Consider the following 12,068-nt stretch of genomic DNA (forward strand, 5'->3'; position numbering starts at 1 on the left):
ATAAACTTTGATCTGTCTACAGGCTGAGGCAGTGTCCCTGTGAAAATGTACCCTCATCATGCAGCCTGAACATCGTCAACCGAGCAGGTGAATCGACACTTGGGGAATCCCTTGCAGCCCACGAACTCACCGTAACGCCCTGAACGTTTTATAAGATCGGATCCACACTCAGGACACTTACCAACAATTTCTTCACCTTTGGATTCCTTCTTCCCACACGATGGGTCAAGGCAGGCCCTCTGACGTGGCCTGCCATAGGATATCATGGGAAGGCCACATTTTTCGCAGCGACTTTTAAGTACACTGGCCCGCTGGGGAAGTGAATACACTGTTCTGCAATCAGGGTAGCCTGAACACCCCACAAAGGTGCTTTTGTTTCTGGGGGAATATTTTATGACAAGATTCCTGCCACATTCAGGGCATTCACCCACAACCCTGCTGTCCTGGTAGGCTTTATAGAGGTCCCTGCCTATGTCTTTCATATTCCTCTCAATATCACTGAGTATGGATTTAACCTCCTCTATGGCCTCATCCACCACCCTATCGCGGCTTATCTTTCCCTTCATGATCTCCTCGAGTTCCCTCTCAAACTGCCTTGTGAGCTCCTCACTGGTTATCTTCTCACAGTACTTTGTGAGGGTGTCAATTATGTTCTCACCCAGGGGGCTCACACGTATCTTCTTACCCTCAATGTACTTTCTGTCATAGAGTTTGGCTATTATATCTGCACGGGTTGATTTGGTTCCAAGGCCCCTCTTCTCCAGTTCCCTTATGAGTGAGGCTTCATTGTATCTGGCTGGGGGCTTTGTCTCCTTCTCCAGGGCGGATACCCCCACAACGCCCATAATATCACCCTCGGATATATCAGGGAAAACCTCATCTTCAATTCGGGTGTAGGGGTAGCTATCCATCCATCCCCTTTTGCTCACCCTCTTTCTTGAGAAACTGAACTCCTCTCCTCCTATTTCAAGGTCCACCCTCATTGTCTGTAGAACAGCATCTTCCCCGAATACACTTATGAAACGGTGGACTATGAGATCATAGATCTTTCTTTCATCACTGGAAAGATCTGATGGGAGAAGACCCGTTGGGTGTATCGCAGGGTGTGCATCATCAACCTTTTTACCCTCGTGGGGTTTTAGGGGCTCCCTGAGCCCTTCAATGTGCGCACTGAACCGTGGGTCCTCTGAAAGCCTGTCCAGTATCTTACGGTAACCTATGCTTTCAGGGAGCTTCTGGGATGATGTCCTGGGATAGGAGGTGTAACCCTCGGTGTAGAGGTTCTGTGCGATGGTCTGGGTCTTCTTGGGACTGAATCCAAATACCCGGTATGCCTCCGACTGGAGTGATCCAAGATCAAAGGGCACAGGCGGTTTCCTTACTGTTTCCCTTACCTTCACGCTTCTAACAGACGCATCGCTACCACTACACCTCTCAAGGACCTCATCAACGAGGGGGCGCTTGAATATCTTACCCCTTCTGCTCTCTGCCACGATACCTGATTCAAGTTCTGCCTGGATTATCCAGTAGGGGACCGGCTTGAATTCCCTTATCTCCTTCTCCCTTTCGACGAGTATCGCAAGGGTGGGGGTCTGAACCCTCCCGGCAGATAATTTAATGAAGCGGTTGGTCGCCTCCTTCACGGATTTCATTAGGGACCTTGAGATGTTCACACCGAATATGAAGTCAAGGATGTGCCGTGCAGCGCCACTGTCCACCTGCCCGCAGTCAAGTTCTATGGGGTTCTCATAGGCTTTCCGTATCTCCTCCCGTGTGAGGGTTGAGAACTTCATCCTCACGGTTTTCTTGAGGGCGTTCCTGCCACATCCATACCTGATGGCATTGAAACCGATGAGTGTACCCTCTATGTCATAGTCACAGGCATGTATGTAGCGGTCAGCGCCGGCAGCGAACTTTTTTATTACATTGAGGTAGTCCTTAACGTAGTTCTTCTTCTTATCAATCTCATGAAGGGGCGCCCATTCAAGGTCAAAGAAGTGCTCATCCCCGGGTTTACTCGGGCGAAGTGAATAGAGGTGCCCAACCGCTGATATGATGGTTACCCTTTTATTGCCTTCAGAATATTCCCAGTAGGACACCTTCCCGTACTTCTTTTTCTCTGCATCTGGAAAGAGTGCTCCTGCGATCTTCTCTGATGACTTGGGCTTCTCACATATTATAACTTCATGCATCTTACCACTCAGAATCGTCACCTGTAAAATCCATAGAAGTCACTGCAGTAACTGCACATCGGGTACTTACCGTAATGATAATGGCTTGAGTCATCGGCGTTTATGTTAAACTTCTTATGGCATATGAAGCACACTTCTATCTTCTCTTCGTCTGAGGACTTCCCTTCGCACATATATGATCTCCTAAACGATCCTATGCTTCTGAAGAAGAAGGATTTCATCCTTTGTAAGTTTCTTACCCTCTTTGAATTTCTCATATATTTCACGGGCCCTCTCCTTCTCCTCAAGATCCCTTTCACGGGTGACCCTTCTTTTAGCGTTTCTCTTTTCTGATCTGAGGGCGTTGATACGTTTGTTTATCCTCTTAATTTTGCCAAGAGTTGACTTGAATTCCTCATGTTTCTCTGAGGCCATTCTCCTGAATTCAAGAAACTTCTCATGGGCTTCATCAGCCTTCTTACGTATCTCATCTGTCTTTCTGAAATACTCAATCATTTCCTCATGATACTTCTGGGCCTCCTCTGAAAGCGAGACCACCATCTCATGGTATTCCTCTGATTTCTTCCTGAGTTCAAGGGCTTTTTGCCTGGTCTCCTCATCCTCCTGGATCTTCATGAGCTTCTTACGTAATTCATTGGCAGTCTTGACCAGTTCATTCTCCTTGTTAATATCAAGTACCCTTGTTTCTATGATCTTATCTATTCTCCGGATTTCATTTTCTATCTTTATCCTGTCACGACCACCTGAGGACCACTCAAGCTTTTTTATCTCCTGATTTATCTTATCCCTGAGCTTCTTGTTCTTCTCAACCTTAGAATTTATCTCATTACGTCTGTCCCTGAGTTCAACAGCTCTGTTAAGTGTTTCACGAAGTTCACTGTTCAGTTTATCCCGGAGTTCCTTCATTTCACGGGCCTTTTTATTCAGTTCATCCCTTTCAGATGCCAGGCCTGAGAGTTTCTCCTCGTATTCATTTTTAAGGTCTATTACCTCATCGTAGCCGAGCTTATCCAGCTTCTCATCCACCTCAGCTATCTCCTCGATAATCGGCAATATTTTCCTGAGATCCTTCCCATCAACCACTGCGTCAGCCTTCTTCCTGAGGGCGGGTTTTGCATTGAATGCTATCCCCAACCTGGCTGCCTGTATCATGGATATGTCGTTGGCGCCATCGCCAACAGCAACACATTCTTTGGTGCTTATACCCTCCTTATCGAGGATCTCACAGAGAACATCATACTTTGAGTTTTTCACAAGAGGTCCGCTCACTTCACCGGTAAGCACACCCTCCTCCTCATGGAGCCTGTTGCAGAAGAGATAATCAATACCAAGTTTTTTTCTGATGGGCTCGGCCACCAGGTCAAAACTTCCACTTATAACCGCGACCCGGTAACCCTTCTCCTTGAGAGTTCTGATGGTCTCCTCAGCACCCTCCATGAGGGGCAATTCCTCTGCAACCGCCTTTATATCCTCAACCGCTGTCCCCTTGAGGAGCTTCACCCTCTCCCTTATGGAGGATTCGAAGTCAACATCACCCTGCATGGCCTTTTCGGTGATCTCCTTTACTTCCTCCTCGACTCCAGCGATTTTCCCTATCTCGTCTATGGCTTCCCCATCAATAATGACATTATCAAGATCGAAAACTACAAGTTTAATCAAAAATATCACCATTAAATCAGATCTAACTCGGCAAGCCTTGCCTTGGTCTTTTCAACTCCAAGCTTAGCGTCCTCAGCACTCTTGGCGCCTGTGCACACAACCTTCCCTGAACCGAAGAGTAGCAGGACAACCTTGGGTTCATCCAGCCTGTAAACAAGGCCAGGGAACTGTTCAGGTTCATATTCAGTGTTCTCAAGTCCCAGGGCAACAGCCTCCAGGTTCAGGGGTTTCCCGAGGTTTGCCGAGGCAACAATGTTCTGGATCTTTATCTCAAATTCCTCGGGTATATCTGGATCCATGGTCCTCATCATGTCAACTGTGAGTTTTATGGCCCTCTTGGAGTCCTCAATGGATTTTGCGCCAGTACATACCAGTTTACCTGATCCAAAGATTAGAGCAGCGGTTTTAGGCTCCTTTAATTTGTATACAAGGCCAGGGAACTGTTCACGGTTAAAATCAACGTTTTCAAGGGCTTCAGCAACTTTCTGAAGATCAATGGATTTCCCAAGGGTTGCAGAAGCAACAATATTTTCTATCTTGATATCCACATCTGTCAACTAGATACCTCCCGGTGAAGTTTAAACTACATATAAATTTAAATGCACCTATATTAATATTGACGTAAAAAGCTAGTTATTATAGATAAAATTATATTTAATAATACAAGTGGTGTATTAAAATCATTCATAACTTTTTGGCATTTCCCCGTAGAAATTATGCACCTCATTATACCAGAATTTAAATAATGTGATTTTCATAGTGATAGCATATACCAGATTTTTTAGGACCCGGGGGTTCATTGCTGGGGGGATGATGTGGTTATCGATCCTAGAATCTACAAGGAACAGGTTGAGGAACTTGGGATTGAGGGACTTGAAATAAACCCCTCGAGTAGAGAGGAGGCCCTCGAGCTTCTGAGGGAGGTTGAAGGATATATAAAAAACCTTAAGAGGATAAGGTACAATCTCCATATGGACATGAGGATCATCAGAAGGCAGTACCTGAAAAGAATGAAGGACCCCAAGGTTAGGGGAGACTTGCAGAAGAGAAGGAGCATCCTGGATGAAAGGGACGATATTCTCGGTCCATATGAAGGTGTTGATAGGATGATAGATGCCCTCCTTGATGAACTGGATGAATCAGCACATTTTTTAAGGGAATACGCTGGACTTGAGGATACCGGTGTATCCACTGGTATTGAAGGGTGGTAGAATTTGATAGAGGTTGAGGTTAAAGCTAAAATTTCCAGTGGGAGTGAGGTAAGCGAGCGCATAATTTCACTTGGGGGGCGCCATCTTTCAGATGAGGAACAGAGTGATATCTACTTCAATGCCCCCCACAGAGACTTTGCAGAGACCGACGAAGCGCTGAGAATAAGAAAAACAGGAGAAAGGACATTCATAACCTACAAAGGCCCAAAAATAGATGATAAGAGCAAGACAAGGAAGGAACTAGAGGTTGAAGTTGCGGATGCTGAAACAGCAGCAGGGATACTGGATTCCCTTGGATTTAGAAGGGTGAGGGAGGTTTTCAAGGAAAGGAGGACCTACTCACTCGGAGATTTCACCCTATCCATTGACACCGTTAGGGGCCTTGGGACCTACCTTGAAATAGAGAGGGACCTCCCTGAGGGCAGTGACTACGGGGATGCCCTCAGTGAGATATTTGAGCTCTACAGAAAACTGGGGGTAAGTGGGGGATTCGAGAGGAAATCCTACCTTGAACTTCTTGAGGCTGAATCTGAATAGAACTGCTATGCGCCCATAAACAGAATCTAAGAGACAGATGAAAAATCGCTGAATAATCCCCTTAAGGATACCACTCAGTGTACCACTAAATGATACTTGAACATGAAAGCTGAACAGCGCTGGACAAGCACCAGTAGTTAAAACCCGCACAGCCACCCACCAGCTACAGATGACCACCAACAGCTAAAAGATGCAGACCGGAAGACGGCTGTACTCTCAAACCTTTTATACTTAAATATCAAATTTAAATAAATGCTAGAGTCTTCATTTTAATAAATCAAGTTAAGGTGGTAATCCCTTGAAATACTTCGTCAGTCCCTTCAATAAGGAAGCTGAATTAGAATTTCCTGATAAGATCACTATTTATGACACAACACTCCGCGATGGGGAACAGACCCCCGGAGTATGCCTTGGAACCGATGAAAAACTTGAAATAGCCAGAAAACTCGATGAACTGGGCATACACCAGATAGAAAGTGGTTTCCCAGTCGTATCAAAGCAGGAAAAGGTTTCAGTAAAGACAATAGCCAATGAAGGCCTCAACGCGGATATACTTGCCCTGAGCAGGACAAAGAAGGAGGACATAGACGTCGCAATTGACTGCGACGTTGATGGCGTCATCACCTTCATGGCAACATCCGACCTGCACCTCAAACACAAACTCAAACTCACAAGGGAGGAGGCACTCAACGTATGCCTTAACTCCATAGAATATGCCAAGGACCACGGCCTCTTCCTGGCATTCTCAGCAGAGGACGCCACAAGGACTGACCTGGACTTCCTCAAGCAGATATACAGGAAGGCTGAGAGCTACGGGGCAGACAGGGTCCATATAGCAGATACGGTTGGTGCCATAAGCCCCCAGGGAATGGACTACCTTGTAAGGGAACTCAGAAAGGATATAAAAGTGGATATAGCAATGCACTGTCACAATGACTTTGGCATGGCACTCTCAAATTCAATTGCAGGGCTCCTGGCAGGCGGAACCGCAGTTTCAACCACAGTTAACGGTATAGGTGAAAGGGCCGGGAACACCCCCCTCGAGGAGCTTATAATGGCCCTGAGGATAATCTATGAAATTGACCTCGGATTCAACATCAGCGTACTCTATGAGCTTTCAAGGCTCGTTGAGAAGCACACACGCATGAAGGTGCCTGAAAATAAGCCCATAGTTGGAAAGAACGTCTTCAGGCACGAGTCAGGTATACACGTGGACGCTGTGATAGAGGAACCCCTCACATATGAGCCGTTCCTCCCTGAGATGATAGGACACCAGCGCAAGATAGTCCTGGGCAAACACTCAGGGTGCAGGGCAGTCAAGGCAAAACTTGAGGAGTACGGTATAGAGGTTACAAGGGAGGAACTATGCAGGATAGTGGAGGAGGTAAAGAAAAACAGGGAGGAGGGGAAATACATTAACGATGAACTCTTCTACAAGATCGTAAAGTCTGTGAGGGGGCCCGTTGACTTTTAATCGGTTAATATGAACATGGAGGGGTCATAGGGGATTAAAAGATCCCAGATAGCTTTCAGGTGATTGAAATGAATATCACAGAGAAAATCCTTGCAGATGCAGCCGGAGTAGCTGAGGTCACACCCGGCGAGATAATAGAGGCAAGGGTTGACCTTGCAATGACCCACGACGGCACATCACCCCCAACAATCCGTACATTTAGGGAGATAGCCTCAAGGGGAGGCCCACAGAGGGTGTGGGACCCTGAAAGAATAGTTATGGTATTCGACCACAACGTACCACCCAACACAATCGGGGCAGCAGAGTTCCAGAGGGTAACATCCGAATTCGCATCTGAGCAGGGGATAAATAATATCTTCAAGAACGCTGAGGGAATATGCCACCAGGTCCTCCCTGAGAAAGGATTTGCACGCCCAGGAATGGTCATAGTGGGTGCAGACTCGCACACATGCACATACGGGGCATTTGGGGCATTTGCAACTGGAATGGGAGCCACAGACATGGCAATGGTATTCGCCACAGGAAAAACATGGTTCATGGTGCCCGAGGCAATGCGCATAGAGGTTACAGGTGAACTGCAGGGTTTCGCCACAGCTAAGGATGTTATACTGAAAATCATAGGGGAAATCGGTGTTGATGGTGCAACATACCGGGCTGTGGAGTTCACTGGAAGCACGGTTGATGAAATGGACGTTGCCGGAAGGATGACAATTTGCAACATGGCAGTTGAAATGGGGGCCAAAAACGGTATAATGGAGCCCAGCAGGGAGATAATCCAGTATGTAAAGTCCAGGACAGGGAGAGACTTCAGGGTTTACCGTTCAGATAGGGACAGCCAGTACGTGGAGGACCACCACTTCGATGTCTCCGACCTCGAACCACAGGTTGCCTGCCCCGACGACGTGGATAACGTGACACCTGTTCACAGGGTTGAGGGAACCCACATAGACGAGGCATTCCTTGGTTCATGCACAAACGGCCGCTACGAGGACCTCAAAATGGCAGCAGATGTCCTTGGAGATAGAAGGATCCATGATGATGTGAGGTTCATAGTTGCACCCGCCTCAAGGGAGATCTACTTAAGGGCACTGAAGGATGGTATAATAGAGGCCTTCATAAGGGCCGGGGCCATAGTCTGCAACCCAGGATGCGGGCCCTGTCTCGGAGCCCACATGGGGGTCCTGGCTCCAGGAGAGGTTAGCATAGCCACAACCAACAGGAACTTCAGGGGAAGGATGGGGGACCCATCATCAAAGGTATACCTGGCCAACCCTGCAGTCGTGGCGGAATCGGCAGTTAAAGGGGTGATCAGCGCACCCGAATAGAAAAATGGGAAGACCCGCATTATGAGGGAGGCAAGAAATGGATGTCAATATCATGGAGGAGATTGAACGCATTGAGAGGATAATAGGGAAGCTCTCAAACACCCAGAAGATACTGCTATCAACAGACGGCTCGGTAACAAGGATACTTGACGTCCTAAGGGGAACAGTAACCATAAGGACCATAAAACAGGAATTCATACCATCAACTCCAGAAATCGCAGATAAACTCAGGATACCCCCCGGTGAAATGGTTAATCACAGGGTGGTTGTGATAGGGAATAATGAACCCCTGATACACGCAGTATCATACATACCACTATCAAGGCTTGATGATGGATTCAGAGAGGACCTCATAAGGGCGGATATACCCATAGGAAGGATACTGAAGAAGCACAGTATAGAATCCCGCAGGGAGATAGAGATCCTTGACATAGAAAGTCCCAGCAGAGAACTTAGGGAAATATTCAAAACAGACTCCCCCATGCTCACAAGGACCTACAACATAATCCACCAGGACGAGGTGCTCATAAGGATAAAGGAGACCTTCCCATTTGACTGGTTCAGGGAAGAATTTCGGTAACGGTGTTTTCATGGGAGTTAAATTAAAGGATATAATATCAGCAGAGAAGATAAGTCTTGATGATCTCAGGGGACGCACCGTTGCAGTTGATGCAGCCAACAGCATATACCAGTTCCTCTCAAGCATAAGACAGAGGGATGGAACACCCCTCATGGACTCAGAGGGGCGGGTGACATCCCACCTCAGCGGAATACTCTACAGGACAGCGGCAGTTATGGAGAGGGATATAAGGGTTGCCTATGTCTTTGATGGGAAATCCCATCACCTCAAGGGCGAAACAGTAACAAGGCGTATTGAAACCCGGAAGAAATCTGAAATGGAATGGAAGAGGGCCCTTGAGGAGGGTGACATCGAGAGGGCAAGGAAGTATGCTGTGAGGTCCTCAAGGATGTCACAGGATATAGTTGAAAGCTCCAAAAGGCTCCTTGAACTCCTAGGGATACCATACGTCCAGGCACCTGGAGAAGGGGAGGCACAGGCATCATTCATTGTCAGGAGGGGTGATGCCTGGGCAGTGGCATCCCAGGACTACGACTGCCTCCTCTTCGGAGCCCCCAGGGTCGTTAGAAACCTAACACTCAGCGGAAAACTGGAGGAACCAGAGATAATTGAACTGGAATCTGTCCTTAGGGATCTTTCAATCACCCATGAACAGCTCGTGGACCTAGCACTCCTCGTTGGCACAGACTTCAATGATGGAATAAAGGGGATAGGTGCAAGGAGGGGACTCAAACTCATAAAGGAGAAGGGTGACCTATTCAGTGTAATTGATGAGGTTGATGGGGACATCGGAGGCGACCCCCACGTCCTCAGGGGGATATTCCTTGAACCCGACGTGACTGGGGACTATGAGCTCAGATGGAGGAAACCTGATAGGGATGGGGTCATAGAGTTCCTCTGCGGTGAGCATGGCTTCTCAGAGGAAAGGGTAATGACGGCCCTTAAAAAAATTGAAGGTGCTTCATTCACACAGAAAAGCCTTGAGGACTGGTTCTAAGGATCATGGACTCCACTAGATGTGGGTATATGTACTAGTGGAGTGTCACTGGACTGGCTCTAAAATCATGAACTCCACTCCCGCAGATCATCAGCGGAGGGTTCATATAGGAATCCCTTTTCCCTGCAGTATTCAATCAGCCTCCGGTAGGATGGATGTGATGAGAGGGTACCGGTATCACCTATTATTATGAGCTTGCGCCTTGCCCGTGTAAGTGAAACATTGAGTCTCCTGAGATCCCTGAGGAAACCTATGTTACCTTCACTGTTACTTCTAACCATTGAGATGATGATGACCTCCCTCTCACGTCCCTGGAAACCATCCACACTGTTAACCTCAACAGGGGTCATGGAGGATATCAGGTCCACCTGGTCATCGTAGGGTGTTATTATACCGATCTCCTCTTCTTTCACACCCATCCTGATGAGTGCACCAGCGATTATAACTGCAAGGTCAGCCTCAAGGGGGTTCTGGATTGATGTTGAGCCCTTCAGCCTCCTCTCACCCCTCCCAACCTTCGAGGTATCAATAAAGAGGACAGGGTCCCTTTCTGCAATTTTCCTGTGCGGCATTGAGTCAGGGATCTCAGAGGATATAACATCCAGTATTGAGATTTCCTCAAGGGAAGGGTGGGCCCTTATCCTTCCCCCATAGAACTCCCTGTTCGGGAACTCCATTATGGCAGGGTTCATACGGTACTGGCAGTTCAACATCCATGAATTCTCAGGGTATGACCCTATGAGCTCCTCAAAGAGTGTCAACTCCAGTTCAGAGGCCTCAGGGTTCAGTATGGTCGGTGGAAGCTGCCTATGGTCCCCTGCCAGCACGAACCTTGGTGCACGTGAGAGTGGTATGAGTATACTGGGAATTGTGGCCTGGGATGCCTCATCGACAATCGCAACATCAAACTTCACATTATCTATGTACTCGAGGGCCGCAGATGAGTTGGTTGCAAGGACAACCTGGCTGTTACGGATTATCCTCTCAACGATTTCAACTTCAACCTCCTGCATCTTCCTGTGGAGTTCATCTATCTGCTGGTTGACCTCTATCCAGCGGGCCATGGATATCATCACGTTGGGGGATATTCCCCGGGCGCCCCTCCTCTTTGCTGCGTTGATCATTATCTGACTGTCTGTGAGCCCCCTTCGTAGCTGGGGGGTGGGTTTATGGTGCCTTTCACGCTCCTCAATGAGCCTGTCAACCCTCTCCTGGTATTCGAGGACCCTCCTGTAGTCGGGGTGGTTCTCAAGTTTATATGCAAGTGTCTCCTGCAGGTTGGTCCTGGAGACCCTCTGGGGGTGTCCAAGACGGACACACCTCAGATGACCTGCGATTCCCTCAAGGAGGTTATCAACTGCAGCGTTGCTCTCAGCCGTCACAAGGACACGGTTACCCCTCCTGACCTCCTGCCTTATGAGTTCATGGAGTGTACGGGTCTTCCCTGTACCGAAGGGTCCATGTATAAGGAAGAAGTCATCTGATCCAAGGGCCCTCATTATAGCCTCCCTCTGGGACCTGTTGAGTTCAGGGTCCACGGGTTCAAATTCAACAATCTGGTGACCAGATGGCTTTTCATTCCCAAGTAGAAACCTTAAAACCCTGAACACATTCCTTCCTGCACCCTTGAGGTTGTCTATCATCCTCTGGAAGGTTATGTCATTGGCGTAGAGGTCCACCCTTACGTTCCTCAGGGCCCAGCGGGGGACATTTTCAAGTGCCACCACAATGAATCGTTTACCCTTCGCCGCCACGGTACCTGTGAGGTCACTTCTGAGGGGGTTTCCACGGCTTATCAGGACAAGGTCACCCACTGATATCTGGGTATCTATGGGTTCCCTCCTCCCGTATTTCACGAGATGAAATCCAAGTTCACGCCCGGTTACCTTACCGTTAAGGCCATTTATGGCCCTTCCTATCCTTTCACGCTTCTGGGGGGACAGTCTCCTTATCTCGTTCATCATGGCGTTTATCTCTGCCTCCCTCTCCATCTCAACAAGTTTAATGAGCCTCTTTATATATGATTTCACACTGATAGTATCCACCCCAGACTTTACCTACGGTAGTATCTCATTATCTTCATTAACATGATT

11 protein-coding genes are annotated in these 12,068 nt (G+C 47.9%); 6 read left to right on the forward strand and 5 right to left on the reverse strand.

The annotated features are described in order from the left end of the window. Positions 1-56 precede the first annotated feature (56 nt). From topA to QFX30_RS02980, 4 genes are read right to left on the reverse strand one after another with little or no spacing between them, the layout of a single operon-like run. On the reverse strand, positions 57-2,192 hold the full coding sequence (gene topA / locus QFX30_RS02965; RefSeq protein WP_300487997.1) for a DNA topoisomerase I: 2,136 nt from the start codon (positions 2,190-2,192) through the stop codon (positions 57-59). Positions 2,193-2,209: 17 nt separating this feature from the next. Continuing rightward, positions 2,210-2,365 carry a hypothetical protein gene (locus QFX30_RS02970; RefSeq protein WP_171770388.1) on the reverse strand — a complete coding sequence of 52 codons (156 nt, stop codon included), beginning with the start codon at positions 2,363-2,365 and terminating at the stop codon, positions 2,210-2,212. 10 nt (positions 2,366-2,375) lie between these two features. Further along, the gene (gene serB, locus QFX30_RS02975) at positions 2,376-3,851 is read right to left on the reverse strand and encodes a phosphoserine phosphatase SerB (protein ID WP_300487999.1); all 1,476 of its coding nucleotides are present in this window, start codon (positions 3,849-3,851) and stop codon (positions 2,376-2,378) included. A gap of 11 nt (positions 3,852-3,862) precedes the next feature. Next, on the reverse strand, positions 3,863-4,408 hold the full coding sequence (locus QFX30_RS02980; protein ID WP_300488002.1) for a TATA-box-binding protein: 546 nt from the start codon (positions 4,406-4,408) through the stop codon (positions 3,863-3,865). 258 nt (positions 4,409-4,666) lie between these two features. Between QFX30_RS02980 and QFX30_RS02985 the strand changes: the two genes are divergently transcribed. From QFX30_RS02985 to fen, 6 genes are all read left to right on the forward strand, one after another. Beyond that, a complete protein-coding gene (locus tag QFX30_RS02985; protein WP_300488005.1) occupies positions 4,667-5,062 on the forward strand; it encodes a hypothetical protein in 396 nt (131 codons plus the stop codon). Positions 5,063-5,065: 3 nt separating this feature from the next. Continuing rightward, positions 5,066-5,599 (forward strand): class IV adenylate cyclase, encoded by a 534-nt coding sequence (gene cyaB, locus QFX30_RS02990; protein WP_300488008.1) that lies wholly within the window; start codon positions 5,066-5,068, stop codon positions 5,597-5,599. A gap of 298 nt (positions 5,600-5,897) precedes the next feature. Then, positions 5,898-7,073 carry a homocitrate synthase family protein gene (locus QFX30_RS02995; RefSeq protein WP_300488011.1) on the forward strand — a complete coding sequence of 392 codons (1,176 nt, stop codon included), beginning with the start codon at positions 5,898-5,900 and terminating at the stop codon, positions 7,071-7,073. 68 nt (positions 7,074-7,141) lie between these two features. Continuing rightward, a complete protein-coding gene (gene hacA / locus QFX30_RS03000; protein ID WP_300488014.1) occupies positions 7,142-8,398 on the forward strand; it encodes a homoaconitase large subunit in 1,257 nt (418 codons plus the stop codon). Between the two features lie 37 nt (positions 8,399-8,435). Next, positions 8,436-8,978 carry a chorismate pyruvate-lyase family protein gene (locus QFX30_RS03005; RefSeq protein ID WP_300488017.1) on the forward strand — a complete coding sequence of 181 codons (543 nt, stop codon included), beginning with the start codon at positions 8,436-8,438 and terminating at the stop codon, positions 8,976-8,978. A 10-nt stretch (positions 8,979-8,988) separates the two neighbouring features. After that, on the forward strand, positions 8,989-9,975 hold the full coding sequence (fen, locus tag QFX30_RS03010) for a flap endonuclease-1 (RefSeq protein ID WP_300488020.1): 987 nt from the start codon (positions 8,989-8,991) through the stop codon (positions 9,973-9,975). A gap of 65 nt (positions 9,976-10,040) precedes the next feature. Here the strand turns inward: fen and QFX30_RS03015 are convergent, their stop codons facing one another. Further along, entirely contained in the window at positions 10,041-12,005 is a 1,965-nt protein-coding gene (locus tag QFX30_RS03015; protein ID WP_300488023.1) for an IGHMBP2 family helicase, read from the reverse strand. Between the last annotated feature and the right edge of the window lie 63 nt (positions 12,006-12,068).

It is taken from the genome of Methanothermobacter sp. (assembly GCF_030055435.1).
GTDB lineage: Archaea > Methanobacteriota > Methanobacteria > Methanobacteriales > Methanothermobacteraceae > Methanothermobacter.